Below are 24437 nucleotides of genomic sequence, written 5' to 3'. Positions count from 1 at the left end.
CGCTCAGTTAAATTCATCGAGGGTCGCGTGGACGCCGGGGCGTACCTCGCGCACCCGAGCGCCGTCGAGGTCGAGACCGAGTTCGCGGATGGCGGCGTCGCCGACTTGCTCGCGCTTCGATTCGGGAGCGTAGACACCGAGACGCCACTGGTCCCGTTGGGCGGCGCGGATGGCGTTGACGAGGGTCGACTGCTCGCCGAGGCGGCGCACCTCGCCGTTGACGAGGACGCGACTGCTCGATTCGGTCATGCTCGGTTCCGAGGGGATGTCGAGGATGATGGCGTCGGCGTCGACGCCCGCGGCATCGGCGATGCTGTACTCCATCGCCCGCACGTCGCGGTGGTCCGCTTCCAGCAACTCGTCGGGGACGGCGGTCCACTCGGCCCAGACGGCCCGCTTGAACAGGTCGCGTCGGGTGAGTCGCCGCGCGAACTGGTCGGTCTCGTCGCACTGGCGCAACCGAACGAGGAGGTCGCTGTCGTCCCAGCGCCGCAGGTCCGATGCGGTGAAGTTCGTCGCCGCCAGCAATCGCTCGGTCCCGCGCCGGAGCATGGACTTCGCGATGCGGGCGACGTGGTGCTGATAGACGGTCGGATTCATCAGCGCGCGTGCGAGGAGGAGAGACTCGGCGGTCTGGACGTTGCCCTCGTCCAGGACGAGTTCGCCGTCGACGAAGCGCAGTTCCCGGACCAGTCGTTCGGTGTCGATAGTGCCGTACGGAACGCCGGTGTGGTGGGCGTCGCGCACCAGATAGTCCATCCGGTCCACGTCGAGTTCGCCGGAGACGAGTTGGCCGAGTTCGCCGTCGCCCGCGACCATGTCGGCGACCCTGTCGGTGTTGAGGCCGTGGTCGGTCAGGACGCGGGCCACCTCGCCGGTGTCGAGCAGTTCGTGTACGTCGTCGTGGTACTTCCCCGTCTCGCGGTAGACGACTTCCTCGACGTTGTGGCTATACGGGGAGTGGCCCACGTCGTGGAGGAGGGCCGCGGCGCGGACGCGTTCGGCTTGCTGACCCTCGATACCGAGGTGGGACAGCGCCCGGTTGGCGAGGTGGTAGACGCCCAGCGAGTGCTCGAAGCGGGTGTGGTTGGCGGAGGGATACACCATCGTCACCGTCCCCAACTGCTTCACGTGACGGAGACGCTGGACGGGGGGCGTCTCCAACAGCGCCTCGGCCACGCCTTCGACCGCGATGTGGTCGTGGACGCTGTCCTTTATCGTGGTCATCTGAGACGAAATTGGCGGGCCACCGGCAAAACGGTACTGCCGCCCGCTTCACAGTCGAGCGACCGAACTGAGCAGGTCGAATAGCTCTTGCTCCGTGGCGTTCCCACAGTCGACGGGGTCCGCCGGGGCGCGGCCCACGTCCCGGACTGTCTCGATAGCCTCGTCCGGGCCGTAGTCGCGGTTGTAGATGAGCCACGCCGCGAGCACCTGTCCGGTTCGACCGATTCCGGCCAGACAGTGGACGACGACCGGTTCTTCCGCGTCTCGCGCGTCGGCGAGGAACGGCAGTATCTCGCCGTGGAGGCGGGACTCGGGGACGAGGTGGTGGTCGGGAACCGGGGCGTGGCGAACGTTCGATTCGCCGAACGCGGTTCGGTAGCGGTCGAGGTTCGCGCCGCTCCGGTCCAGTTGCCGACCCGGCAGGAGACAGCAAACGCGTTCGATACTCGCCTCGCACATCGCGGCTATCCAGTCGTCGATAGCCGTCTCGTGGTCGGCAGCGGTGTGCCAGCCCGGCGTACAGGCACCATAGACGTACTCCTCGTCTGGTGCGGCCGGTGCAAACCGGTGTGCGTTCACGGTGCGCATGTCACCTATCTAAATAGTTCTCACCGTCCACCGTCTTGAGTGTCCCCCCGCAGTTCTCAGGACTGATTCTTCGACGGTTGACAGGACGGCGGCGCTCGTCGCCGTGAGGGACCACGCTTATACTGTCAGTCCACCGTACGTCGGCGTATGGTGACGTTCCTTGCCGGCGGGACGGGGACGCCGAAACTCCTCGCCGGTGCCGACGACGTGTTCGACCCCGCGGCGACGACGGTGGTCGCCAACACCGGCGACGACGTGGAACTGGGCGGCCACCTCGTCTGCCCGGACCTCGATACGGTGCTGTTTCTCGACGGCGGCGAACTCGACCGGGAGACGTGGTGGGGCATCGCCGACGACACGGCGGCGACCCACGACGAACTCCACCGCCTCGCAGACGCGGCGGCCCTCGAACCCGGCCCGCGATACCTCCCCGCCAACCGCCAGACGACCGGCCGAGACATCGCTCGGTGGCGGCGCTTCTCGGGCGTCGCGGAGTTCATGCACATCGGCGACCGCGACCGCGCGGTCCACGTCACGCGGACCTCGCTGTTGGACGAGGGGCACACGCTGACCGAGGTGACTCGGACCCTCGCCGACGCGTTCGGCCTCGACCGGACGCTGTTGCCGATGAGCGACGACCCCGTCGCCACTATCGTCCACACGCCGCAGGGACAGATGCACTTTCAGGAGTGGTGGGTCGGGCGAAACGGCGACCCCGACGTCGAAGACGTGGAGTTCCGCGGGAGCGAGTTGGCGACGACGACGGAGGCCGTCCGCGACGCGCTCGACGCCCCCGTCGTCCTCGGCCCCTCGAACCCCGTCACGTCGCTCGGGCCGATGCTCGCCGTCGAGGGCATCCGAGACGCACTCGAGAACACGCCCGTCGTCGCCGTCTCGCCGTTCGTCGAGGACGAGGTGTTCTCCGGCCCGGCCGCGGACCTGATGGATGGCGTCGGCCGTGAGCCGAGTACGGCGGGTATGGCCGAGGGCTACCCGTTCGCAGACGCGTTCGTCCTCGATACCGAGGACGGGACCGAACTGGACCGCCCAGTCGTCCGAACCGACACGACGCTGGACGACGAGGCGGACGCGGACCGCGTGGCCCGCGCCGTCGCGGACGCCCTCGACGAGGTGGCCTGATGTTCGAACCGCGCCTCGCGCTGGCGAGTCTCAGCGGCGAGGCAGACGCCGACTGGGCGCGCGCTGCGGCCGACCACGCCGGATGTGCCTTCCTCGGCGGCATCGCCCTCGACGACGCTACGCGGGCGGCCGCACGCGAGATGGTCACCGGGCGGGACCGCTCGGAGTTCCTCCCAGAGGACCCCGTCGCGTTCGTCGACGCCCAGTTGGCGGCGCTCGCGGACGCACCGCTCCGCCCGGCGTTCAACGTCCGGAGCGCCACGCTCGGCCCTCTCGAACGGGCGGCAACGGTCTGCGAGCGACACGACGCGATTATCGAAGTCAATGCCCACTGTCGACAGGCGGAGATGTGCGCGGCGGGCGCGGGCGAGTCGCTGCTCCGGCATCCCGACAGACTGGCCGAACAGGTTCGTACGGCCGCCGACACCGGTGCTGACGTTTCGGTGAAGGTCCGGGCCGAACTCGACGGCGTCGACCTCTCGGCCGTCGCCCGACGTATCGAAGACGCGGGGGCCGCGGTCATACACGTCGACGCGATGGACTCCGAGGCCGTGGTCGGTGCGGTGGCCGACGCGACCGACTGCTTAGTCGTCGCCAACAACGGCGTCCGTGACCGGCAGACTGCGACCGAGTACTTCGAGTACGGGGCCGACGCCGTGAGCGTCGGGCGGCCGAGCGACGACCCCACAATTCTCCGGACGGTTCGGACGGCCGCCGACGAGTGGTTCGGACGAGAGGTGGCCCAGTGAGCCGTCGCTCTATCGCGCAGAACGCCGAACTCGCCCTCCTGTTGGAGGTGACCGGGACGCCGAAACCGGGCAACGTCGACCGCGAGCGAGACTTCGACGACCTGCGATTCGAGCACTTCATGGCTGGCGCGGTCGGTGCGCGACCGGGCTTCGAACTCGCCGAGGCCGGAGAGCCAGTGGGCCACGCCTTCGAGCGAGCGGTCGCCGGGATGGCCGACCAGTCGGCGGGCAACACCCAGTTCGGGGCGCTGCTGGTGCTGACGCCGTTGGTCGCCGCGGCCAGCGGCGGCGACCTGACGCCGGAGGGGGCCGCCGAGGTGGCCCGAGCGACCACCGTCGACGACGCCGCGGACTTCTATCGCGCGTTCGAACACGTCGAGGTGGCCGTCGACGACCCGCCCGCGGGGATGGAACCCCTTGACGTGCGCCGCGGGGCAGACGCGGTACCGACGCTCGAAGACCGCGGGCTGACGCTGTACGACGTGATGGACGGGAGCACGGACGCCGACGGACTCGCCGTCGAGTGGACCACGGGGTTCCGTCGGGTCTTCGACGCCGCCGACGGGATTCTCGACGACGACGGCCCTGTCTCGGACCGCGCCGCCCGCGCGTTCATCGAACTGCTGGCCGAGGAGGTGGACACGTTCGTACTCACGCGAAACGGCCCCGACGCCGCCGCTGAAGTCAAACGACGCGCACGCGCCGTCTTGGACGGCGAGGAGGACGCGACGGAACTGGCCGAGGAACTGGTCGCGCGTGACATCAACCCCGGCACGACGGCCGACCTCGTCGCCGGGGCGCTGTTCGTCGCCCTCGAACGGGGGCTGGTCGTCTGATGAGCGAGGTCGGATGGCCGGTCGAACTCGCGGGCGTCACCGAGTCGGTAGTGACGACGCACGGGCCGAACGACCGCTGGAACGTCGCGGCGCTCGGTCTACACGAACCGGAGGGCGGTGGTCCTGCCACGGCGACGACGTGGGGCCGCACCCGGACGTGGCGCAATTTCGACGCGGGTCGCGAGGCGTACGTCCAGTTCACGCGAGACCCGGTGGACTTCGCGAACGCGGCCCTGTCGGTGTGGGAGGTGGACGACCCCGTTCTCCACAGCGTCGACGCGTGGGTCGAAGTCCGCGCCGACCGACTCGCCGACGGCAGGGAGAGCGAGACGCAGTGGGTCGAGTGGGGTCTCTACCCGGAGAGTGTCGGCGTCGAGCGACGCGTCGTCCCGACGACGAACCGGGGTCACGCCGCCGTGGTCGAAGCCACCGTCGCGGCCTCGCGGCTAGACGTGGACGCTTACGACCGCGAGACGCTACTGGACCGACTCGCGTACTTCGAGTCGGTCGTCGACACGGCCGGGAGCGACCGCGAACGGACGGCCTTCGAGCGGATTCGCGAACTCGTCGACGCGGAGTGGTGACCGCTGCGTGTTCGGCATCGGTCGGGGGGCGACGACACCGACAGGGACTCACACGCTGACAGAACCCGAAGTCGAACCCTTTTTGAACGCAACCTAGCAACAAACGCGCATGGCAATCAAGCCCGCCTACGTCAAGAAGACTGGGACACTGCTGATGGAGCGATACCCGAACGCCTTCGGTGCCGACTTCGAACACAACAAGGACGTCGTCGAGGAAGTCACCAACATCGAGTCAAAGGGCGTGCGCAACCGCATCGCCGGCTACGTCACGCGCAAGTACAACAACCCCGTCGAAGCGTAATCCGGTCTTTCTCTCTGCTCTTGCCGCCGAGCGATAGCGACGGCTCCTGCTACTGCTCGGCCTGCCCCGACTGCCGTTCGGACTGTCGCCGCCGGTGGACGATGCCCTGCATGTTGGCCGCTCGTCCGGCGATGTTCCGGAACGCGTCGCCCGTCTCGTCGTCCTCGTCCAAGACGAGTGGCTGCCCGCTGTCGCCGCCCTCGCGCACGCCGGGGTCCAGCGGAACCTCGCCGAGGAACGGCATGTCCGTCTCGTCGGCGAACTCGCGGCCGCCGCCGCTCCCGAAGATGTCGTGGTCCCCGCCGCAGTCCGGGCAGACGAACGTCGACATGTTCTCGACGATGCCCAGCACGGGCGTCTCGTGACGACCGAACATCCGCAGGCCCTTCCGGGCGTCGTCCAGCGCGACTTCCTGCGGTGTCGTGACGATGACGGCCCCCGAAACGGGCACGCGTTGGAGCATCGTCAATTGCGTGTCGCCGGTCCCCGGCGGCAGGTCGACCACCATGTAATCGAGGGTGCCCCAGCGAACGTCGTTCCACAACTGCGTGAGGACGTTGTCGACCATCGGGCCGCGGAAGATGACCGGGTCGTCCTTGCCGACGAGGAAGTCCATGCTCATCAGTTTCATCCCGTACTTCTCGACGGGGATTATCTGCTCGTCCTCGGTGGCCTGCGGAGACTCGTCGGCGTCCAGCATCCGCGGGACGTTCGGGCCGTACACGTCGGCGTCGAACAGTCCCACGCGTGCGCCCAGACGAGATAGTCCAGCGGCGAGGTTGACGGCGATGGTCGACTTCCCGACGCCGCCCTTCCCCGAGGCGACGGCGATGACGTTCTTGACGTTCGGGAGCGGGTCCTCTTCCTCGGAGACGCCGCGGTCGACGCTGGCCGAGAGCGCTATCTCGCGGTCGAGGTCCGAGAGCGCCTCGCGCACCTCGTTGGCGATGTCTGTTTCTGTCGGCGAGTAGGGGGCACCGAGGGCGAGGTCGACGTGAATCTCGCCGTCCGCCATCTCGATGCTGTTTACCAGCCCCAGCGACACGATGTCGTCCCCGAGGTCCGGGTCCTCGACGGTCCGGAGTCGCTCACGAACGTCGTCCTCGTTCATGCCTTCGGTTAGGCCACGGAGGTGCGATAAGGATTGTGACAGGCCTGTGGGTCACGGCCGCCGGAACGTGTAGGAAACCCCGCCGTCGGCCTCGACGTGGAGTTCGCCAGCCCGGTGGTCGAAGACGAGTCTCTGGGCGGTCCCGTCGAATCCGTGGAGCGGCATCCCAGTCGAGACGGCCCCGTTCGGACCGACGGCGACGAACGTCGACCGGCTAAATTCGACGGTCAGCGTGCCGTCGTCGGCTTCGCTCACCGCCGTACTCCCGGCGAACCGTCCGAGGTGTTCGCGGAGGGCTTGGCGGTCCGCCGGGTCGACGGTCGTGGTGTCTTCGTCGGGTGCGTGCTCGTCCATAGCGGTGCGTCGGTCGCCGACCGCAAATCGGTTGTGTATCGGTGCCATACCGCGCCCGTGCAACGGAATCACGCGCCCGAGCCGGTTCGTTGCGTTTAAATACAATCCCAGAATAGGTCATCTCACACTCGTGTAGGGGGACCGGCCCCCGAGTCCGTGCGACGCGGGCGCGAGTTTCAGAGACAGCGTGTGTCGTGGTAGCCAAGCCTGGCCCAAGGCGCAGGGTTGCTAACTCTGTGGCGTACAGCCTCCTGGGTTCGAATCCCAGCCACGACGCTCACCCCTAACCGATTACCCATATATGAGTGCAGAAGACCCCAACGCGGGCGAGGACGCGGATGCAGAGGAGGAGGACATCCGCTATTTCGTCCGTATCGGACAGACAGACCTCGACGGGACGAAGTCCGTCGAACGAGCACTGACAGAACTGAACGGCATCGGCCACCGCGCCGCCCGCATCATCGCCCAGCAGGCTGGTGTGGACCGCCGCGCGGTCTTCGGGAAACTCGACGACGACGTCATCGACACCGTCGTCGAACACGTCGAGAGCTTCGCCGACGAGGTTCCCGAGTGGATGACCAATCACCAGAAGGACTACTTCACCGGTGAGTCCTCCCACGAGACGGGCAACGACCTCCAGCTCACCCGTCGGCAGGACATCAACCGCATGAAGATGATCGACTCGTACCGCGGCGTCCGCCACAAGCGCGGGCAGAAGGTCCGCGGTCAGCGCACGAAGTCCACCGGTCGTACCGAGGGGACCATCGGCGTCAACGTCGAGGCGATCAAAGAAGAGCAGGCCGAAGCTGCCGAGGAGGGTGACGAATAATGGCGCTCGGCTCCAACACGAAGTTCTACGAGACGCCGAACCACCCGTTCCAGGGCGAGCGAATCGCCGACGAGAGCAATCTCCTCGGCCGCTACGGCCTGAAGAACAAGGAGGAGCTCTGGCGCGCCCAGTCCGAGCTTCGTGGCTACCGCCGCGAGGCCCGGAAACTGCTCGGCCAGACCGCCGACACGGACGAGGCCGACGAGTTCCTCGCCCGCCTCAAGCGCTACGGCATCCTGAGCGAACAGGACACGCTCGACGACGTGCTGTCGCTCGACGTGACCGACGTGCTCGAACGCCGACTCCAGACCGTCGCCTACCGCAAGGGCTACGCGAACACGCCCGAGCAGGCGCGACAGTTCATCGTCCACGGCCACATCGTGCTGGACGGCCAGCGCGTCACGCGCCCGTCGATGAAAGTCGACGTCGCCGTCGAGGACACGGTCGGCTTCGACGAGAACAGCTCCCTTTCGGACGAACTGCATCCTGAGCGCGCGGAGGCCCAAGAATGAGCGAATCACAGAACGACGGCATCTGGGGCGTCGCCCACGTCTACGCATCGTTCAACAACACCATCATCACCATCACGGACCAGACCGGCGCGGAGACGCTCGCAAAGAGCTCCGGCGGGACGGTCGTGAAGCAGAACCGCGACGAGGCGTCCCCCTACGCCGCCATGCAGATGGCAGAAGTCGTCGCCGAGAAGGCCCTCGACCGCGGCGTCGAGGGCGTCGACGTCCGCGTCCGCGGACCCGGTGGGAACCAGCAGACCTCCCCCGGGCCGGGCGCGCAGGCGACCATCCGAGCGCTGGCCCGTGCCGGCCTCGAAATCGGTCGCATCGAGGACGTCACGCCGACGCCGCACGACGGCACTCGCGCACCCAAAAACTCCGGATTCTAATCCATGACACAGGACTACGAGGTTGAGTTCGTCGAACGCGGCGACCGAGAGTCGCTCGTGCTGATTCGGGGCATCACCCCGGCGTTCGCCAACGGCATCCGCCGGGCGATGATCGCCGACGTGCCCACGTTCAGCATCGACACGGTTCGGGTCATCGAGAACACCAGCGTCATGTTCAACGAGCAGATCGGCCTCCGACTGGGGCTGGTCCCGCTCACGACCGACCTCGACGACTTCGAGGTCGGCGACGAAGTGACGCTGTCGCTGTCTGTCGACGGCCCGAACACGGCCTACTCAAGCGACATCGTCTCCAGCGACCCGCTGGTCGAACCCGCCGACGACAACGTCCCCATCATCGACCTGAAAGACGGCCAGCGCCTCGAATTCGAGGCCGAGGCCGTCCTCGACACCGGCAAGGAACACGCCAAACATCAGGGCGGCGTGGCCGTCGGTTACCGACACCTTCAGCGTGTCGAGGTCGTCGGGGACAAAGGCGAGTTCGAAGACGACGAGCCGAACATCCTCCGTGGCGTCATCGAGGAGGGCGCGGCCGAACACGCCGCCGACCCCGACGCGACGGACGGGGACCTCGTCCCGACCGAGGCGTTCGACAACGACCTCAGCAAGCGCTACCCCGGAAAAGAGGTCGAAGTGACCGACGTCGAGAACGCCTTCGTGTTCCACGTCGAGACCGACGGCTCGTTCACCACGGACGAACTGGTCCTGCGCGCGGTCGACACGCTGCGTGACCGCGCGACCGAACTGAAAGACGCAGTCCAACTGTAACGACACATGCCCCGAAACACCCATTCGACGCCGATGACCGCCCGCTCCCCGAGCGCGAGGACCGAAAGGGGTTTTACGGGGCACGCAATACGCAACAATGCGAGCAGGGATAGCCAAGTCTGGCCAACGGCGCAGCGTTCAGGGCGCTGTCCCGTAGGGGTCCGCAGGTTCAAATCCTGCTCCCTGCACTTTTCCTACAAAGGAGGAACTCTATGAGCAAGACGAACCCGAGACTCAGTAGTCTCATCGCCGACCTGAAGTCGGCCGCCCGCTCCGCGGGTGGCAACGTCTGGGGCGACGTCGCCGAGCGCCTCGAAAAACCACGGCGCACGCACGCGGAAGTCAACCTCGGTCGTATCGAACGGTACGCCCAGGACGACGAAACCGTCGTCGTGCCCGGTAAGGTGCTCGGCTCCGGTGTCCTGCAGAAGGACGTCACCGTCGCCGCAGTCGACTTCTCTGGAACCGCCGAGAAGAAAATCGACCAGGTCGGAGAGGCTGTATCACTCGAACAGGCAATCGAAAACAACCCAGAGGGCTCTCACGTGCGGGTGATTCGATGAGCCTCGCAGAGTTCGACGCCGACGTGGTCGTCGACGCCCGTGATTGTATCATGGGCCGCGTGGCATCGCAAGTCGCCGAGAAAGCCCTCGACGGACAGTCCGTCGCCGTCGTCAACGCCGAACGCGCGGTCATCACCGGTCGTGAAGACCAGATTACCGAGAAGTACAAGAAGCGCGTCGACATCGGCAACGACAACGGGTACTTCTACCCGAAGCGACCGGACGGCATCCTCAAGCGCTCGATTCGCGGCATGCTGCCCCACAAGAAGCAGCGCGGCCGCGAGGCGTTCGAGAACGTCCGTGTCTACGTGGGCAACCCCCACGACAAGGACAGTGATGTCCTCGAAGGCACCTCGCTGGACCGACTGTCGAACATCAAGTTCGTCTCGCTCGGCGAAGTGAGCGAGACACTCGGAGCGAACAAGACATGGTAACGAACACGTCTGGAAAGAAGAAGACCGCCGTCGCCCGCGCGACTATCCGTGAGGGCGAGGGCCGCGTGCGTATCGACTCCCAGCCGGTCGAACTGGTCGACCCGGAGCTGGCCCAGCTGAAGATGCTGGAGCCGTTCCGCATCGCGGAGGACGAACTCCGCGACGACGTCGACGTCGACGTCACCGTCGAAGGTGGCGGTGTCATGGGGCAGGCCGACGCCGCCCGAACCGCCATCGCCCGCGGTCTCGTCGACTTCACGAACGACGCGGAACTCCGCGACGCGTTCATGGAATTCGACCGCTCGCTGCTGGTCAACGACGTTCGCCAGTCCGAATCCAAGAAGTGGGGCGGTCCCGGCGCTCGGGCCCGCTACCAGAAATCCTACCGCTGAGGTGATTCAAGTATGATGGTACCGGTCCGGTGTTTCACCTGTGGTAACGTCGTCGGCGAGCACTGGGAAGAGTTCAAGGCACGCACGCGCGAAGCCGAAGACCCGGAGGACCCGGAGAAGGTCCTCGACGAACTCGGCGTCGAGCGACACTGCTGTCGCCGTATGCTCGTCTCACACAAGGACCTCGTCGACATCGTCGCACCCTACCAATGAACGCACAGGAAAGCCGCTACGAGAAGGCCCGCAAACTCGGCGCGCGAGCGCTGCAGTTGGCGCACGGCGCCCCGGTCCTCATCGAGACGGAACACACCCAGCCAATCCTCATCGCGGCCGAGGAGTACGACGCCGGTGTGCTTCCGTTCACAGTCAAACGAGGTGACCACAAATGACGCTCATCACTGACGTACGACTCCGCCGCGTCCTCGACTCGCGTGGGAACGCGACCGTCGAGGCCGACGTCCTCACCGAGAGTGGGGGCTTCGGCCGCGGCAAGGCACCGAGCGGCGCAAGCACCGGCGAGTACGAGGCCATCGAACTCCCGGCACAGGAAGCCATCGCGAACGCCCGCGAGGAAGCGTTCCCGCGCCTCATCGGTGAGGTCCACGCTGGCAACCAGCGTGACGTCGACGCGGCGCTACACGCCGCCGACGGCACGGACGACTTCTCGGGTATCGGCGCGAACAGCGCCGTCGCCATCTCGATGGCGGCCGCGAAAGCCGGTGCCGACGTGCTGGGCGCACCGCTGTTCCAGCACCTCGGCGGCACGTTCCGGGGCAACGAGTTCCCGACGCCGCTGGGTAACATCATCGGTGGCGGCGAACACGCCGCGGACGCGACGAACATTCAGGAGTTCCTCGCGGCCCCCGTCGGCGCGCCGAGCGTCGAGGAAGCGGTGTTCGCCAACGCCGCGGTCCACCAGGAAGTCCACGACATCCTGCAGGACCGCGACCTGCCCTCGGGCAAGGGAGACGAAGGCGCGTGGGCCCCATCGGTTTCGGACGACGAAGCGTTCGAAATCATGGACGAAGCCGTCGAAACCGTCGCGGACGACTTCGGCTTCGCCATCGCCTTCGGCCTCGACGTCGCCGGTGCGGAACTGTACGACGACGGCGAGGACGGCTACGTCTACGACGACGGCGTCAAGACGACCGAAGAGCAGATAGACTACATCGCCGAGAAGGTCGAGGAGTACGACCTCGTCTACGTCGAGGACCCCCTCGACGAGAACGACTACGAGGCCTTCGCGACGCTGACCGACCGGGTCGGCGACCAGACGCTCATCTGCGGGGACGACCTGTTCGTCACCAACGTCGAGCGACTGCAGGCCGGTATCTCGGCCGGTGCGGGCAACTCCATCCTCATCAAGCCCAACCAGATCGGGACGCTCACCGACGCGGTGGACGCCATCGAACTGGCGACCGAGAACGGCTACGAGTCCGTCGTCTCCCACCGGAGCGGCGAGACAGAGGACACCACCATCGCACACCTCGCCGTGGCGACCGCGGCCCCGTTCATCAAGACGGGCGCGGTCGGGGGCGAGCGCACAGCCAAACTGAACGAACTCATCCGTATCGAAGACAACGCAGTATGAGCGGCAACGAAAAAGAGGGTCTCGACGCGTCCGAATCCGACTTCGACCCGTCCGACGAGGACGAGGAAGTCGCCGACGCCGAGGGCCAGACGGAAGCCGAACAGTCCGCTGAAGTCGCCGAAGAGGCGGCCGACGCAGAGACAGTCGAAGACGAGGCGGAAGACGCCGGACCCCAGCTCGACGAGGACGTCATGCCCGACGAGCAGTCCGAGGCCGACCTCCTCATCCCCGTCGAGGACTACCTCGGCGCGGGTGTCCACATCGGGACCCAGCAGAAGACCCAGGACATGGAGCGGTTCATCCACCGCGTCCGTAACGACGGTCTGTACGTGCTGGACGTCTCGATGACCGACCAGCGCATCCGCACCGCCGCGGACTTCCTGGCGAACTACGACCCCGAGCAGATTCTCGTGGCCTCGTCGCGCCAGTACGGTCGGTTCCCGGCCGAGAAGTTCGCCGAAGCGGTCGGCGCTCGCGCCCGCACCGGTCGGTTCATCCCGGGAACGCTGACCAACCCGGACTACGACGGCTACATCGAACCGGACGTCGTGGTCGTCACCGACCCCATCGGTGACTCCCAGGCGGTCAAGGAGGCCATCACGGTCGGCATCCCGGTCATCGCGATGTGCGACTCCAACAACACCACCTCGAACGTCGACCTCGTCGTCCCGACGAACAACAAGGGGCGAAAAGCGCTGTCGGTCGTCTACTGGCTGCTGGCCAACGAGACGCTCGACCGCCGCGGGGCCGAACCCGCCTACGGACTCGACGACTTCGAGTCCGACCTGTAACCGACGCTCGAATTCTCGCTATCACTTCGCTTTCCCGAACCCCCGCCGAGTGGCGACGCCGGGCACAAGAGCTACCACAGACCCGCGAGTAGCCCGCGGCGATGGCAGAGCAAGATACCCTCCTCAACGCAGTTATCGGTGCCGTCGCGACGGCACTTCTGAGCGGTTTCGTCCCGTTTGCCCCCGTCTTCGGCGGTGCGCTCGCTGGGTACCTCGAAGGCGGCGACCGAAACGACGGCCTCCGCGTCGGCATTATCTCCGGCGTCATCGGGCTGGTGTTCGCCGCCGTCCTGTTCGCGCTCGTGTTCGTGGTGTTCGCGTTCGTCCTCGCGGGCGCGCCGCGGGCCGTCGGTGCGCTCGGCTTCCTGTTCTTCGTGGTCGGCGTCCTGTTCGCGGCCGTCTACGTCGTGGGTCTGAGCGCCGTCGGTGGGTGGCTCGGCAACTACGTGAAGTACGACACCGACATCGGCAACTGAACGGTCTTCGGGAGACACCTATTTACTGACAGCCGTCGACAGCGCCACGTGATGCGTGAGACGCTTCGAGACGCCGGGTGGGGCGCGCTCGTGACGCTCGTCCTCTCGGTGATTCCGTTCTCCTCAGTCGTCGGCGGTGCCGTCGCGGCGAACCGTCGCGGTGGGGGATACGCGCGTGGGATGTGGCTGGGGACGCTCGCGGGCGTCGGCGCGATGGTCCCGCTACTCACCATGTTCCTCCCGGCCGTGTACATCGCGGGGTTGCTGGGATTCGGTATTCCGCCGTCGTCGCCCGCGTACGCCCTGTTTCTCGCCCTCGTCGTCGGATTTTTCCTGTGTTACACCGTCGGCCTGAGCGCCGTCGGTGGCCTCGTCGGCGCGTGGGTCGCGGCGAACAGGGACTGGAACCTCGACCCCGGCCGGTGGCTGTAAGCGCGAGCGGGGCCGAACGGCGCGATTTGGCACACGATTCAAACGTGCGTAGTCCTAACCCCCGCCAATGTCGCGAACACCACCCGGGCCGAAGGGGGAACCGCTGTTCGGGAGCAGTCGGACGTACGCGAAGAACCCGTTCCGGTTCATCTCGGCGCTGGAACGGGCCTACGGCGACGTGGCCCGGTTCGACATGGGGCCGATGGACACGGTGATGCTGTGTGACCCGACGGCCATCGAGCGGGTGTTGGTGTCGGAGTCCGACCGGTTCCGGAAGCCGGACTTTCAGGGGGACGCGCTCGGCGACCTGCTGGGAGACGGCCTCCTGCTGAGCGAGGGCGAGACGTGGGAGCGACAGCGCCGCCTCGCCAATCCGGCGTTCTCGATGGCGCGCCTCTCGGGGATGGCGGGACGCATCACCGGCCACGCCGAGGACCGAATCGCCGACTGGAGCGCGGGCGACGTAGTCAACGCCGAACAGGCGATGACGCGAACGACGCTCGACGTCATCCTCGATTTGATGATGGGCGTCGAACTCTCGGAGGAGCGGGTCCGGACCATCGAGGAGCAACTGATGCCGCTTGGCCAGCGGTTCGAACCGAACCCGCTCCGGTTCGCCGCGCCGGAGTGGATGCCGATGCCGGACGACGCCGCGTTCGACACCGCCGTCGAGACGCTGGACGAGGTGTTGGACGACATCATCGCCGTCCGCGAAGACGCCCTCGGGACTGACGAGGACGGCCCGATGGACTTCCTCTCGGTCCTCCTGCGGGCGCGCGACGACGGGAAGCAGTCGCCCGACCAGTTGCGCGACGAGATGATGACGATGCTGTTGGCGGGCCACGACACGACGGCGCTGACGCTCACGTACACGTGGTTCCTGCTGTCGGAGCATCCGGAAGCCGAACGCCGCGTCCACGAGGAACTGGACGACGTGGTCGGCGACGAGCGACCCGGGATGGAACACGTCCGGGAACTCGACTATCTGGAGTGGGTGATTCAGGAGTCGATGCGGCTCTACCCGCCGGTGTACACGATTTTCAGGGAATCCACCGAGGCCGTCGAACTGTCCGGCTACCCCGTCGACGCGGGAACGACGCTGATGCTCCCGCAGTGGGGCGTCCACCGCTCGGCGCGGTTCTACGACGACCCCGAGGCGTTCGACCCCGAGCGGTGGCGGCCTGAGCGGGCCAGTGAGCGCCCGCGGTTCGCGTACTTCCCGTTCGGCGGCGGGCCGCGACACTGCATCGGCAAGCACCTCGCGATGCTGGAGGCACAACTCATCGTCGCCACCGTCGCCCAGCGGTACCGACTGGAGTTCCTCGGCGAGACACCCCTGGAGTTGCTGCCGTCGCTGACCGCGCACCCGCGACAGGAGATGTCGATGCGCGTGGCCGAACGCTGACGGCCATAGTTTCGGCCTCGGGAGTCCGAAAACGCCTAACCCCCTGCGGCCACAGGAGCGGGTATGGTTACGTCGAGCGCTCCCGGCAAGGTGTATCTGTTCGGGGAGCATGCGGTCGTCTACGGTGAGCCAGCGGTCCCCTGCGCGATAGAGCGCCGCGCACGGGTCACGGCGACGGAGATAGACGAGGGGTTGCGAATCCACTCCGATGACCTGAAACTCGACGGCTTCACGGTCGAGTACACCGGCGACGGCGACGGGCGGCCGGACGTCGACGCCGCGGAACCCCTGCTCGAAGCGGCGATGGGGTACGTCAACGAGGCCGTCGCGCAGGTCCGCGACGCCGCCGACGCTCCGGACGCGGGGTTCGAGATAGAGATAGAGAGCGACATCCCACTCGGCGCGGGACTCGGGTCGTCGGCCGCCGTCGTCGTCGCGGCTATCGACGCCGCCACGCGGGAGTTGGGGGTCGAACTTTCGCCCGAGGAAATCGCCGAGCGCGCCTATCGGGTCGAATCGGCGGTCCAAGACGGACAGGCCTCGCGCGCCGATACGTTCTGCTCGGCGATGGGCGGCGTGGTCCGCGTCGAGGGCGACGACTGCCGCCGCCTCGACGGCGTCGGTAACTTGCCGTTCGTCATCGGGTTCGACGGCGGTGCGGGCGACACGGGCGCACTCGTCGCGGGCGTCCGGAGTCTCCGCGAGGAGTACGACTTCGCCGCGGACACCGTCGGCGCTATCGGCGACGTGGTCCGCGAAGGCGAGTCGGTACTGGCCGCTGGCGACCACGAGACGCTCGGCGAGTTGATGGACTTCAATCACGGCCTGCTGGCGGCGCTCGGCGTCTCCTCGCGGTCGCTCGACTCGATGGTGTGGGCGGCCCGGGACGCCGGGGCGATGGGCGCGAAACTCACCGGCGCGGGCGGCGGCGGATGTATCGTCGCGCTGGACGACACGGACGACTCGCTGACGGCGCTGAAGTACACGCCGGGGTGCGCCGAGGCGTTCCGGGCCGAACTCGACACCGACGGGGTCCGGCGCGAATGACGACCGTCCTGAAACTCGGCGGGAGCGTCGTCACCGAGAAAGCGGAACCGGAGACGGTCGACGAAGACGCCCTGGCGGCCGCCGCGGACGCCGTCGCCGCGGGAACCGACGACCTCGTGGTGGTCCACGGCGGCGGGAGTTTCGGTCACCATCACGCCGCCGACTACGGCGTGAGTACGACGCAGGGCACACACGACGTGGCGGGGGTCGCCGCCATTCACGGCGCGATGAAGCGGCTGAACGCCGCGGTGGTCGACGCCCTGCAAGAACGGGGCGTCCCCGCCGTCCCGGTCCACCCGTTCTCCGCGGCGTCGCGGGACGCCGACGGGGCGCTCACGCTCCCGACCGGACAGGTCCGGACGCTCTTGGGCGAGGGGTTCGTCCCGGTCCTCCACGGTGACCTCGTCGCCCACGAGGGCGAGGGCGCGACGGTGGTCAGCGGCGACGAACTCGTGGTCGAACTCGCCACGGCGGTCGGCGCGACTCGCGTCGGCGTCTGTTCGACGGTTCCGGGCGTCCTCGACGAAGACGGGGACGTCGTCGACCGAATCGAAGCGTTCGCGGACGTGGCGGCCGCGCTCGGCGGGAGCGACGCGACGGACGTGTCCGGCGGAATGGCCGGGAAAGTGCGAGCGTTGCTGGCGCTCGATAGCCCGTCGTCGGTCTTCGGTCCCGAGGCGCTGGCGGCGTTCCTCGCGGGCGAGTCGCCCGGGACCACCATCGATTCGACCGGCGCGGAACCGCGGTAAGCCGACCCCAATCGGCGGGGGCGGCGGGTACGGTCGGCGTAACCTATTTCACCGGCGTTGTCAATTGTCGAACCATGTCCGCTGTTAGCCTGCCCGATGTCTACCGCTACGGCGCTCGCTTCGTGGGGTACGTACTCGTCGTCGCCGTCGTCGGCGGCGCGTTCGTCGGTATCGGGTTCGTCCTCGCCGGGTCGCCGGGTCCGTCGGCCGCCGTCGAGACGAACCGTGCCCTGCTGGGTATCGCCGTCACCGCCATCGGCGTCCTCCTCTCGCTGTCCGGCCTGTTCGGACTCCTCCACAAACTCGTCGCCGACGCGACGATGGTCGGCACGACTGCGGCCGTCGCGAGTCGACCGGCGCCCCCGGCCGCCGAAACGGCTGGTGCGTCTGAATCGGCCGCGGCCGCCGCTGCCGGAACCGCTGCCGGTGTCGCCGCGGCGACCGAGCGCACCGACGAAGCCGAATCCGCCCCCGAACCGGCGTCTGAGCAGTCGAGCGACGAACCGGCAGAGGAGGACCCGACGCACGAGGACTCCGCGCCCGAATCCGCGTCCGAAGAGGACCCGACAACTGACGAACCAGCGTCCCCGGACCCGCTCGCCGCGTCGGCCGCGGACACCGAGACAGCCGACGAGCAGAGCGAGACAGTCGAATCCGACGCGGAACCCGACCCGGCCAGGTCCGAGGCGTCGACCGTCCCGACAGATGCCGACGACGGCACGGACAGCGCGGACCCGACACCGGCGGCCGACACCGAGTCGGAGCCAGCGGCGGCGGAGACGCAACCGACCGCGACGGCCGAGAGTCCCGCCGACACCGCGACCGACTCGGAAGCCGACGCCGTTGCCGACCGGCAGACGGTCGTCTCCACCGATGCGCCCGAGGAATCCGCGGACGACGGCGGCGAAGACGAGTCCGCCGAAACCAGCGGTATCTTCGGCGGACCGACGAACGCCGAATCGACCGACGCCGCGCCGCTGGAGGACGAACCGACGGAATCGGCGGCCGAGACGACGGAGACCGACGACGGGCCTGTCGAACAGGCGGGCGACGAGTTTGCGGACGAACCCGCCGACCAATCTGTGACGGCGGATACGTGGGGCGATTCGGCGCCGGAGACGACCGCGGAGGCAGACGCGGCCGAAGCGGCCGGGGAGGCGGAGACGGCCCGGACGGTCGACGACATCTTCGGCGGGCAGACCGGTGAGACGGGAGATACGTCCGAGGAGACTGTCGATGCCGACGCCGCCGCAGAGGACCCGGCGGAGCAGACCCCCGCGCCAGAGGCCGAACCGCAGGAGTGGTCGCCCCCTGACCCGGCGGAGTTCGAGACGAATTCCGGGGACGACGAGGGCGCGGAAACGACGAAATCTGCCGATACGGCGGCGACGGAGACGACGACAGCGACCGGGACGGACTCGTCACCACAGTCGGCGTGGGACACGCCGGTCGACAGCGACCCGGCGGAATCGAGCGAGACGGAAACGAGTGAACCGCGGACGACGGCGGACCTCTTCGGCGAGAACGACGAGCCGAGGACGGCCGACGACATCTTCGACGACCCGGCGACGAGCGAGGGCGGAGAGTCGAAGGAAGCGACCGACGCCCAATCCGAGGACGACGAATCGCTCGCCGACGAGGGCGTCGAGTCGTTCGACGTGAAGACGGATTCGGACCCGCTGTCGGACGCGCTCGACGACGAGTAGCGCCGGGGTCGAACCCACACCGTTTTAAGAAGTGACGTTGTAACGTCGGATAACCGAGCGCACGGCCGCCCGCGACTCGCGGTTCGGCGGCCGGCAGACGACGGGGAATAGTCGTCGGGACGCGAGTCCCTTCCACTACAGGCTGCGAGGCTACGGGCGTACCCGGATGGCCTCGACGCCGACACCGGAACAGAGACGCCGTTTCAGCAGACACCGTCGTTGCCACCTCCGACCGCGGGCTCGCGGACGGCTCCTACTCGGAGCTACAACTATGGAAGTCGAAATTGCAACTATCGGCGGTTACGAGGCTGTCGGTCGTCAGATGACGGCCGTCCGTGCAGGTGACGACGTCGTCATCTTCGACATGGGCCTCAATCTCTCGAAGGTACTGATTCACGACAACGTCGAGACGGAGCGCATGCACTCGCTCGACCTCATCGACATGGGCGCGATTCCGGACGACCGCGTCATGTCCGACCTCGAAGGCGACGTGAAGGCCATCGTGCCGACCCACGGTCACCTCGACCACATCGGCGCGATTTCGAAACTCGCGCATCGCTACGACGCTCCCATCGTCGCGACGCCCTTCACTATCGAACTCGTCAAACAGCAGATCAAGGGCGAGGAGAAGTTCGGCGTCCAGAACGACCTCGTGAAGATGGAAGCGGGCGAGACGATGTCTATCGGCGAGCGCAACGAACTGGAGTTCGTCAACGTCACACACTCCATCATCGACGCCATCAACCCCGTCCTCCACACACCCGAGGGCGCGGTCGTCTACGGCCTCGACAAGCGGATGGACCACACGCCGGTCATCGGCGACCCCATCGACATGGACCGATTCCGAGAAATCGGCCGCGAGGGTAACGGCGTCCTCTGTTACATCGAGGACTGTACGAACGCCGGTCGGAAGGGCCGCACGCCCTCGGAGTCCGTCGCTCGCCGCCACCTCAAAGACGTGATGTACAGCATTCAGGACTACGACGGCGGCATCGTGGCCACGACGTTCTCCAGCCACATCGCACGCGTGAAGAGCCTCGTCGAGTTCGCCGACGACATCGGCCGACAGCCGGTTCTGCTGGGTCGCTCGATGGAGAAGTACTCCGGCACCGCAGAACGACTTGACTTCGTGGACTTCCCGGAGGACCTCGGGATGTACGGCCACCGCAAGTCCGTCGACCGCACGTTCAAGCGCATCATGAACGAGGGTAAGGAGAACTTCCTGCCCATCGTCACGGGTCACCAGGGCGAACCGCGCGCGATGCTCACCCGCATGGGCCGCGGCGAGACGCCGTACGAACTGGACAACGGCGACAAGGTCCTGTTCTCGGCCCGGGTCATCCCGGAACCGACCAACGAGGGCCAACGCTACCAGTCCGAGAAACTGCTCGGGATGCAGGGCGCGCGCATCTACGACGACATCCACGTCTCGGGCCACCTCCGCGAGGAGGGGCACTACGAGATGCTGGAAGCGCTCCAGCCCCAGCACGTCATTCCGGCCCACCAGAGCCTCAAAGGGTTCGCGCCCTACGTGGACCTCGCCGAGAACCAGGGCTACAAGGTCGGTCGCGACCTGCACGTGACGCGTAACGGCAACATGATCCAACTCACGGAATAAGCCTATGTCCGAACGCCATCAGCAGGTCGAAGACGCCATCCTCGCCCGGCGAGAGCGGGTCAACGAGGCGTTGCCGGAGGAACTGCCGGTCACGCGGCCGGACCACCTCTACGAGGCGACCCGCTACCTGCTGGACGCTGGCGGCAAGCGACTTCGCCCGACGGTGCTGTTACTCGTCGCGGAGTCGCTCTTGGACGTGGACCCGCTCTCGACCGACTACCGCGAGTTCCCGAGGCTGGACGGCGGGCACGCCGACGTGCTGTCGGCGGCGCTGGCTATCGAGGTCATCCAGACGTTCACGCTCATCCACGACGACATCATGGACGACGACGACCTCCGGCGCGGGGTCCCGGCCGTCCACAAGGAGTACGACCTCTCGACGGCCATTCTCGCCGGAGACACGCTGTACTCGAAGGCGTTCGAGTTCCTGCTCTCGACGGGTGCGGCCGACGGCCGGACCGTCGCCGCGAACAAGCGACTGGCGACGACGTGTACCCGCATCTGCGAGGGCCAGTCCCTCGACATCGAGTTCGAACAGCGCGACGCGGTCACGCCCGACGAGTACCTGGAGATGGTCGAACTGAAGACCGCCGTCCTCTACGGCGCGGCGGCGGCCATCCCGGCCACGCTCCTCGGCGCGGACGACGAGACGGTCGAAGCGCTGTACAACCACGGCCTCGACGTTGGCCGCGCGTTCCAGATTCAGGACGACCTGCTGGACCTGACGACGCCCTCGGAGAAACTGGGCAAACAGCGCGGCTCGGACCTCGTCGAGAACAAACAGACGCTCGTCACGCTCCACGCGCGCCAACAGGGCGTCGACGTGGACAATCTCGTCGACACCGACTCCGTCGCCGAGGTGTCGGAAGCCGAAATCGACGACGCCGTCGCGACCCTCCGCGAGGCTGGCTCGATAGAGTTTGCCCGCGAAAAGGCGCAAGAACTCGTCGAAAGCGGGAAGCAGAACCTCGAAGTGCTGCCGGACAACGAGGCCCGCGACCTCTTGGACGGCATCGCGAACTACCTCGTCGAGCGCGAGTACTGACTCGCCGCGCCGAATCCCGCCTTTTCCCCCGGCGCGCGGAACTAAGTGTCCCCGAGACGAACGTCTCGTCGTGACACGGTTCGTCCTCTACGGCGGCAAAGGCGGCGTCGGGAAGACGACCGTCGCGACGGCGACGGGACTGGCGCTCGCGAAGCGGGGACACCGGACGCTGGTCGTCTCGACGGACCCGGCCCACTCGCTGGCCGACGCCGTCGAGACGCCTATCGGCGGTGACCCGGTCGAGATACGCGACCGCCTCTGGGGCGTCGAAGTCGACCCGCAGGCGGGTGTCGACAGGTACCGGTCGCTGTTCGAAGCGCTGGCGGCCGAATTTTCCGAGGCGGGCATCTCGCTGGACGAAGACGAGATAACCGAGCTGTTCACCGCCGGGGTGATGCCCGGCAGTGACGAACTCGCCGCGCTGGAGGGGTTCGCGACGTACGTCGACAGCGACCGCTGGGACCGCGTGGTGTTCGACACCGCGCCGACGGGGCACACGCTCCGCCTTCTCGACTTACCGGAGGTGATGGACCGAGGGATGGCCACGGCGCTGGACCTCTCCGACCAGATACGCCGGAAGGTCAACGCCACCCGAACCATGCTGTTCGGGCCGATGGGCCGACGCCGAACGGACGAAGCGACGGACTTCACCGAGATGCGCGAGCGGATGGCCCGGGTGGGCGAGGTTCTGCGCGACCCGGAGCAGACGGCGTTTCGCGTCGTCACGATTCCCGAGACGATGGCGGTCAGAGAGAGCGAGCGACTGGTCACGCAGTTGCGGGAGTTCGAGGTGCCGGTGACGACGCTCGTGGTGAACAAGTGTATCGAGGACCCCGGCGACTGCGAGCGGTGTCGCGGGAAACGGGCGGTCCAAGAGGACGCGCTGGCGGCCCTCCGTGAGTCGATGCCGGACCTCGAACTGTGGACGGTCCCCGACGAGTCCGGCGAGGTTACGGGACTGACGGCGCTGGAACGGGTCGGCGAGCATCTCGGTGTCTGACTCGAACCCGACGGCGTTTTGACGGCGGCGGTGCCACTCCCGGACATGGACGACGCCGTACGACAGCGCATCGAGGAGGCCGCGGAGACGAACGCCCTCCTCAACGCTGTCAAACACGACAGCGAGGCACAGGTCGGGGCCATCATGGGCCCGCTCATGGGCGAGAACCCGGAGTTCCGGGAGTACGGTGACCAGATTCCGGGCGTCATCGCACCCGTCGTCGACCGAGTGAACGGGATGGACGCCGAGGAACGCCGCGACCGGTTAGAGGAACTCGCGCCGGAGAAACTCGCGGAACTCGAAGCCGAAGACGAGGGCGAGGACCACCCGCTACCGGACCTGCCCAACGCCGACGAGTACGACACCGTCCGGATGCGCGTCGCCCCGAACCCCAACGGCCCCTGGCACATCGGCCACGCGCGGATGGCCGCCGTCATCGGGACGTACAAAGACCGCTACGACGGCGAGTTCGTCTGCCGGTTCGACGACACCGACCCCGAGACGAAACGGCCGGACATAGAGGCCTACGACGCCATCCTCGACGCTATCGACTATCTCGGCTTCGAACCCGACGACGTGTTCAAGGCGAGCGACCGGGTGGAGACGTACTACGAGTACGCCCGCGAACTCATCGAGAAGGGCGGCGCGTACACCTGTTCGTGTCCGCAGGGCGAGTTCTCCGACTTGAAGAACAGCGGGAAGGCGTGTCCGCACCGCGAGAAAGACGCCGAGACGGTCCGCGAGGAGTTCGCGGCGATGGTCGACGGCGAGTACGAGAGCGGCGAGATGGTCCTGCGCGTTCGGACGGATATCACGCACAAGAACCCGGCGCTCCGAGACTTCGTGGCCTTCCGCATGATAGACACGCCGCACCCGCGCGAGACGGCCGCGGACTATCGATGCTGGCCGATGCTCGACTTCCAGAGCGGCGTCGACGACCACCTGCTCGGCATTACGCACATCATCCGCGGTATCGACCTCCAAGATTCGGCGAAGCGCCAGCAGTTCGTCTACGACTACTTCGGGTGGGAGTATCCCGAGGTCGTCCACTGGGGTCACGTGCAGGTCGACGAGTACGACGTGAAGATGTCCACCTCGACTATCGCCGAACTCATCGCCGACGGCGAACTCGACGGGTGGGACGACCCGCGTGCGCCGACTGTGGCGAGTCTCAAGCGCCGCGGCATCCGCGGGCAAGCCCTCGTGGACGCGATGGTCGAACTCGGCACCTCCACCTCGAACGTCGACCTCGCCATGTCGTCCGTGTACTCGAACAACCGCGACCTGATAGACGACGAGACGGACCGCGCCTTTTTCGTCCGGGACGACGACGCACACGGCGGCCTCGTCGAGCGCCAAATCGTCGGCGGGCCCGACGCGGGCGAACCGCCGTACCACCCGGACTTCGAAGAGCGCGGCCGACGCGAGATACCCGTCGCGGCGGGCGTCGTCGTCGAGGGCGACGACCTCCCCGGACATGGCGAGCGCGTCTGGTTGAAGGGCTACGGCTGTGTCCGCCACACCCGCGACGCCTTCGAGTACGTCGGCGACGACATCTCGGCGGTGCGCGAGGAGGGCGTCGACGTTGTCCACTGGGCGCCCGCCGACGGTCCCGAACTCCGACTGCGGACGATGGACGGCGACGTGACCGGGGTCACCGAACCCGGATTCCTCGATTATGGCGCGGACGACCTGCTCCAGTTCGAGCGCATCGGTTTCGTCCGCGTCGATTCGGTCGATGCCGACGGCGAGTCGGTCACGTACTTCGCCCACCCCTGAGAT

At 67.2% G+C, this 24437-nt stretch carries 30 protein-coding genes and 2 tRNA genes; 28 read left to right on the top strand and 4 right to left on the bottom strand.

The window, feature by feature from the left end; genetic code table 11:
- Positions 1-3: 3 nt before the first annotated feature.
- Positions 4-1227 (bottom strand): HD domain-containing protein, encoded by a 1224-nt coding sequence (locus NJQ44_RS11590; RefSeq protein ID WP_254271508.1) that lies wholly within the window; start codon positions 1225-1227, stop codon positions 4-6.
- A 48-nt stretch (positions 1228-1275) separates the two neighbouring features.
- Positions 1276-1815 (bottom strand): protein-tyrosine phosphatase family protein, encoded by a 540-nt coding sequence (locus tag NJQ44_RS11585; RefSeq protein WP_254271507.1) that lies wholly within the window; start codon positions 1813-1815, stop codon positions 1276-1278.
- Between the two features lie 147 nt (positions 1816-1962).
- Here NJQ44_RS11585 and cofD point away from each other — a divergent pair, with 147 nt between their 5' ends.
- The 5 genes from cofD to NJQ44_RS11560 all read left to right on the top strand — a co-directional run bounded on the left by cofD (position 1963) and on the right by NJQ44_RS11560 (position 5425).
- Positions 1963-2955 (top strand): 2-phospho-L-lactate transferase, encoded by a 993-nt coding sequence (gene cofD, locus NJQ44_RS11580; RefSeq protein WP_254271506.1) that lies wholly within the window; start codon positions 1963-1965, stop codon positions 2953-2955.
- A complete protein-coding gene (locus tag NJQ44_RS11575; protein ID WP_254271505.1) occupies positions 2955-3704 on the top strand; it encodes a tRNA-dihydrouridine synthase in 750 nt (249 codons plus the stop codon). Before cofD ends, NJQ44_RS11575 begins: the two co-directional genes overlap by 1 nt.
- Positions 3677-4540, top strand: coding sequence for a triphosphoribosyl-dephospho-CoA synthase (locus NJQ44_RS11570; RefSeq protein WP_254271504.1), 864 nt, complete (start codon positions 3677-3679; stop codon positions 4538-4540). The genes NJQ44_RS11575 and NJQ44_RS11570 overlap by 28 nt, the downstream gene beginning before the upstream one ends.
- On the top strand, positions 4540-5124 hold the full coding sequence (locus NJQ44_RS11565; RefSeq protein ID WP_254271503.1) for a DUF447 domain-containing protein: 585 nt from the start codon (positions 4540-4542) through the stop codon (positions 5122-5124). Before NJQ44_RS11570 ends, NJQ44_RS11565 begins: the two co-directional genes overlap by 1 nt.
- Positions 5125-5233: 109 nt before the next feature.
- Positions 5234-5425, top strand: a complete 192-nt coding sequence (locus NJQ44_RS11560; RefSeq protein ID WP_254271502.1) for a 30S ribosomal protein S17e — start codon at positions 5234-5236, stop codon at positions 5423-5425.
- A 49-nt stretch (positions 5426-5474) separates the two neighbouring features.
- Here the strand turns inward: NJQ44_RS11560 and NJQ44_RS11555 are convergent, their stop codons facing one another.
- Both NJQ44_RS11555 and NJQ44_RS11550 read right to left on the bottom strand, forming a co-directional pair.
- Positions 5475-6536, bottom strand: a complete 1062-nt coding sequence (locus NJQ44_RS11555) for an Mrp/NBP35 family ATP-binding protein (RefSeq protein ID WP_254271501.1) — start codon at positions 6534-6536, stop codon at positions 5475-5477.
- Between the two features lie 51 nt (positions 6537-6587).
- Positions 6588-6890 carry a hypothetical protein gene (locus tag NJQ44_RS11550; protein ID WP_254271500.1) on the bottom strand — a complete coding sequence of 101 codons (303 nt, stop codon included), beginning with the start codon at positions 6888-6890 and terminating at the stop codon, positions 6588-6590.
- 191 nt (positions 6891-7081) lie between these two features.
- Between NJQ44_RS11550 and NJQ44_RS11545 the strand changes: the two genes are divergently transcribed.
- The 23 genes from NJQ44_RS11545 (at position 7082) to NJQ44_RS11435 (ending at position 24434) form a co-directional block, all read left to right on the top strand.
- Positions 7082-7166 (top strand) — tRNA-Ser (locus tag NJQ44_RS11545).
- Positions 7167-7191: 25 nt separating this feature from the next.
- Positions 7192-7719 (top strand): 30S ribosomal protein S13, encoded by a 528-nt coding sequence (locus tag NJQ44_RS11540; RefSeq protein ID WP_254271499.1) that lies wholly within the window; start codon positions 7192-7194, stop codon positions 7717-7719.
- Positions 7719-8231 (top strand): 30S ribosomal protein S4, encoded by a 513-nt coding sequence (locus NJQ44_RS11535; RefSeq protein WP_254271498.1) that lies wholly within the window; start codon positions 7719-7721, stop codon positions 8229-8231. The genes NJQ44_RS11540 and NJQ44_RS11535 overlap by 1 nt, the downstream gene beginning before the upstream one ends.
- Positions 8228-8620: a 30S ribosomal protein S11 gene (locus NJQ44_RS11530; RefSeq protein WP_254271497.1), complete on the top strand. Its 393-nt coding sequence runs from the start codon at positions 8228-8230 to the stop codon at positions 8618-8620. The genes NJQ44_RS11535 and NJQ44_RS11530 overlap by 4 nt, the downstream gene beginning before the upstream one ends.
- 3 nt (positions 8621-8623) lie before the next feature.
- The gene (locus NJQ44_RS11525; RefSeq protein WP_254271496.1) at positions 8624-9406 is read left to right on the top strand and encodes a DNA-directed RNA polymerase subunit D; all 783 of its coding nucleotides are present in this window, start codon (positions 8624-8626) and stop codon (positions 9404-9406) included.
- Positions 9407-9509: 103 nt separating this feature from the next.
- Positions 9510-9594: transfer RNA gene (locus NJQ44_RS11520), tRNA-Leu, on the top strand.
- A gap of 24 nt (positions 9595-9618) precedes the next feature.
- Positions 9619-9969 (top strand): 50S ribosomal protein L18e, encoded by a 351-nt coding sequence (locus NJQ44_RS11515; RefSeq protein WP_254271495.1) that lies wholly within the window; start codon positions 9619-9621, stop codon positions 9967-9969.
- On the top strand, positions 9966-10403 hold the full coding sequence (locus tag NJQ44_RS11510) for a 50S ribosomal protein L13 (protein ID WP_254271494.1): 438 nt from the start codon (positions 9966-9968) through the stop codon (positions 10401-10403). Before NJQ44_RS11515 ends, NJQ44_RS11510 begins: the two co-directional genes overlap by 4 nt.
- A complete protein-coding gene (locus NJQ44_RS11505; protein WP_254271493.1) occupies positions 10397-10795 on the top strand; it encodes a 30S ribosomal protein S9 in 399 nt (132 codons plus the stop codon). The genes NJQ44_RS11510 and NJQ44_RS11505 overlap by 7 nt, the downstream gene beginning before the upstream one ends.
- Positions 10796-10807: 12 nt before the next feature.
- Positions 10808-11008 carry a DNA-directed RNA polymerase subunit N gene (locus NJQ44_RS11500; protein WP_135303169.1) on the top strand — a complete coding sequence of 67 codons (201 nt, stop codon included), beginning with the start codon at positions 10808-10810 and terminating at the stop codon, positions 11006-11008.
- The gene (locus NJQ44_RS11495; protein ID WP_135303168.1) at positions 11005-11184 is read left to right on the top strand and encodes a DNA-directed RNA polymerase subunit K; all 180 of its coding nucleotides are present in this window, start codon (positions 11005-11007) and stop codon (positions 11182-11184) included. The genes NJQ44_RS11500 and NJQ44_RS11495 overlap by 4 nt, the downstream gene beginning before the upstream one ends.
- Positions 11181-12386 (top strand): phosphopyruvate hydratase, encoded by a 1206-nt coding sequence (gene eno / locus NJQ44_RS11490; RefSeq protein WP_254271492.1) that lies wholly within the window; start codon positions 11181-11183, stop codon positions 12384-12386. Before NJQ44_RS11495 ends, eno begins: the two co-directional genes overlap by 4 nt.
- Entirely contained in the window at positions 12383-13177 is a 795-nt protein-coding gene (gene rpsB / locus NJQ44_RS11485) for a 30S ribosomal protein S2 (protein WP_254271491.1), read from the top strand. Before eno ends, rpsB begins: the two co-directional genes overlap by 4 nt.
- A gap of 101 nt (positions 13178-13278) precedes the next feature.
- Positions 13279-13653 carry a DUF5518 domain-containing protein gene (locus NJQ44_RS11480; protein ID WP_254271490.1) on the top strand — a complete coding sequence of 125 codons (375 nt, stop codon included), beginning with the start codon at positions 13279-13281 and terminating at the stop codon, positions 13651-13653.
- 51 nt (positions 13654-13704) lie between these two features.
- Positions 13705-14085 carry a DUF5518 domain-containing protein gene (locus NJQ44_RS11475; RefSeq protein WP_254271489.1) on the top strand — a complete coding sequence of 127 codons (381 nt, stop codon included), beginning with the start codon at positions 13705-13707 and terminating at the stop codon, positions 14083-14085.
- A gap of 67 nt (positions 14086-14152) precedes the next feature.
- Positions 14153-15490: a cytochrome P450 gene (locus NJQ44_RS11470; protein ID WP_254271488.1), complete on the top strand. Its 1338-nt coding sequence runs from the start codon at positions 14153-14155 to the stop codon at positions 15488-15490.
- A gap of 63 nt (positions 15491-15553) precedes the next feature.
- The gene (gene mvk, locus NJQ44_RS11465) at positions 15554-16537 is read left to right on the top strand and encodes a mevalonate kinase (protein ID WP_254271487.1); all 984 of its coding nucleotides are present in this window, start codon (positions 15554-15556) and stop codon (positions 16535-16537) included.
- Positions 16534-17286, top strand: a complete 753-nt coding sequence (locus tag NJQ44_RS11460; protein ID WP_254271486.1) for an isopentenyl phosphate kinase — start codon at positions 16534-16536, stop codon at positions 17284-17286. Before mvk ends, NJQ44_RS11460 begins: the two co-directional genes overlap by 4 nt.
- Positions 17287-17360: 74 nt before the next feature.
- Positions 17361-18992: a hypothetical protein gene (locus tag NJQ44_RS11455; RefSeq protein ID WP_254271485.1), complete on the top strand. Its 1632-nt coding sequence runs from the start codon at positions 17361-17363 to the stop codon at positions 18990-18992.
- A 271-nt stretch (positions 18993-19263) separates the two neighbouring features.
- A complete protein-coding gene (locus NJQ44_RS11450) occupies positions 19264-20610 on the top strand; it encodes a ribonuclease J (RefSeq protein ID WP_254271484.1) in 1347 nt (448 codons plus the stop codon).
- A 4-nt stretch (positions 20611-20614) separates the two neighbouring features.
- Positions 20615-21655 carry a geranylfarnesyl diphosphate synthase gene (gene idsA3 / locus NJQ44_RS11445; RefSeq protein WP_254271483.1) on the top strand — a complete coding sequence of 347 codons (1041 nt, stop codon included), beginning with the start codon at positions 20615-20617 and terminating at the stop codon, positions 21653-21655.
- Between the two features lie 70 nt (positions 21656-21725).
- Positions 21726-22655: an ArsA family ATPase gene (locus NJQ44_RS11440; RefSeq protein ID WP_254271482.1), complete on the top strand. Its 930-nt coding sequence runs from the start codon at positions 21726-21728 to the stop codon at positions 22653-22655.
- A 45-nt stretch (positions 22656-22700) separates the two neighbouring features.
- Entirely contained in the window at positions 22701-24434 is a 1734-nt protein-coding gene (locus tag NJQ44_RS11435; protein ID WP_254271481.1) for a glutamate--tRNA ligase, read from the top strand.
- The last annotated feature ends 3 nt before the right edge of the window (positions 24435-24437 follow it).

Source organism: Haloarcula marina, assembly GCF_024218775.1.
In the GTDB taxonomy this organism is placed as follows: domain Archaea; phylum Halobacteriota; class Halobacteria; order Halobacteriales; family Haloarculaceae; genus Haloarcula; species Haloarcula marina.
This window is presented reverse-complemented; position numbering and strand designations above follow the sequence as displayed.

Bases quoted from the DNA above. Each gene is read 5' to 3' on its own strand.
- NJQ44_RS11550 (WP_254271500.1), bottom strand. From the start codon at position 6,890: ATGGACGAGCACGCACCCGACGAAGACACCACGACCGTCGACCCGGCG.
- NJQ44_RS11585 (WP_254271507.1), bottom strand. From the start codon at position 1,815: ATGCGCACCGTGAACGCACACCGGTTTGCACCGGCCGCACCAGACGAG.
- mvk (WP_254271487.1), top strand. From the start codon at position 15,554: ATGGTTACGTCGAGCGCTCCCGGCAAGGTGTATCTGTTCGGGGAGCAT.
- NJQ44_RS11460 (WP_254271486.1), top strand. From the start codon at position 16,534: ATGACGACCGTCCTGAAACTCGGCGGGAGCGTCGTCACCGAGAAAGCG.
- NJQ44_RS11500 (WP_135303169.1), top strand. From the start codon at position 10,808: ATGATGGTACCGGTCCGGTGTTTCACCTGTGGTAACGTCGTCGGCGAG.
- NJQ44_RS11480 (WP_254271490.1), top strand. From the start codon at position 13,279: ATGGCAGAGCAAGATACCCTCCTCAACGCAGTTATCGGTGCCGTCGCG.
- NJQ44_RS11515 (WP_254271495.1), top strand. From the start codon at position 9,619: ATGAGCAAGACGAACCCGAGACTCAGTAGTCTCATCGCCGACCTGAAG.
- cofD (WP_254271506.1), top strand. From the start codon at position 1,963: ATGGTGACGTTCCTTGCCGGCGGGACGGGGACGCCGAAACTCCTCGCC.
- NJQ44_RS11505 (WP_254271493.1), top strand. From the start codon at position 10,397: ATGGTAACGAACACGTCTGGAAAGAAGAAGACCGCCGTCGCCCGCGCG.
- NJQ44_RS11455 (WP_254271485.1), top strand. From the start codon at position 17,361: ATGTCCGCTGTTAGCCTGCCCGATGTCTACCGCTACGGCGCTCGCTTC.
- idsA3 (WP_254271483.1), top strand. From the start codon at position 20,615: ATGTCCGAACGCCATCAGCAGGTCGAAGACGCCATCCTCGCCCGGCGA.
- NJQ44_RS11540 (WP_254271499.1), top strand. From the start codon at position 7,192: ATGAGTGCAGAAGACCCCAACGCGGGCGAGGACGCGGATGCAGAGGAG.
- NJQ44_RS11475 (WP_254271489.1), top strand. From the start codon at position 13,705: ATGCGTGAGACGCTTCGAGACGCCGGGTGGGGCGCGCTCGTGACGCTC.
- NJQ44_RS11555 (WP_254271501.1), bottom strand. From the start codon at position 6,536: ATGAACGAGGACGACGTTCGTGAGCGACTCCGGACCGTCGAGGACCCG.
- NJQ44_RS11590 (WP_254271508.1), bottom strand. From the start codon at position 1,227: ATGACCACGATAAAGGACAGCGTCCACGACCACATCGCGGTCGAAGGC.
- NJQ44_RS11495 (WP_135303168.1), top strand. From the start codon at position 11,005: ATGAACGCACAGGAAAGCCGCTACGAGAAGGCCCGCAAACTCGGCGCG.
- eno (WP_254271492.1), top strand. From the start codon at position 11,181: ATGACGCTCATCACTGACGTACGACTCCGCCGCGTCCTCGACTCGCGT.
- NJQ44_RS11510 (WP_254271494.1), top strand. From the start codon at position 9,966: ATGAGCCTCGCAGAGTTCGACGCCGACGTGGTCGTCGACGCCCGTGAT.
- rpsB (WP_254271491.1), top strand. From the start codon at position 12,383: ATGAGCGGCAACGAAAAAGAGGGTCTCGACGCGTCCGAATCCGACTTC.
- NJQ44_RS11535 (WP_254271498.1), top strand. From the start codon at position 7,719: ATGGCGCTCGGCTCCAACACGAAGTTCTACGAGACGCCGAACCACCCG.
- NJQ44_RS11575 (WP_254271505.1), top strand. From the start codon at position 2,955: ATGTTCGAACCGCGCCTCGCGCTGGCGAGTCTCAGCGGCGAGGCAGAC.
- NJQ44_RS11525 (WP_254271496.1), top strand. From the start codon at position 8,624: ATGACACAGGACTACGAGGTTGAGTTCGTCGAACGCGGCGACCGAGAG.
- NJQ44_RS11450 (WP_254271484.1), top strand. From the start codon at position 19,264: ATGGAAGTCGAAATTGCAACTATCGGCGGTTACGAGGCTGTCGGTCGT.
- NJQ44_RS11470 (WP_254271488.1), top strand. From the start codon at position 14,153: ATGTCGCGAACACCACCCGGGCCGAAGGGGGAACCGCTGTTCGGGAGC.
- NJQ44_RS11560 (WP_254271502.1), top strand. From the start codon at position 5,234: ATGGCAATCAAGCCCGCCTACGTCAAGAAGACTGGGACACTGCTGATG.
- NJQ44_RS11435 (WP_254271481.1), top strand. From the start codon at position 22,701: ATGGACGACGCCGTACGACAGCGCATCGAGGAGGCCGCGGAGACGAAC.
- NJQ44_RS11530 (WP_254271497.1), top strand. From the start codon at position 8,228: ATGAGCGAATCACAGAACGACGGCATCTGGGGCGTCGCCCACGTCTAC.
- NJQ44_RS11565 (WP_254271503.1), top strand. From the start codon at position 4,540: ATGAGCGAGGTCGGATGGCCGGTCGAACTCGCGGGCGTCACCGAGTCG.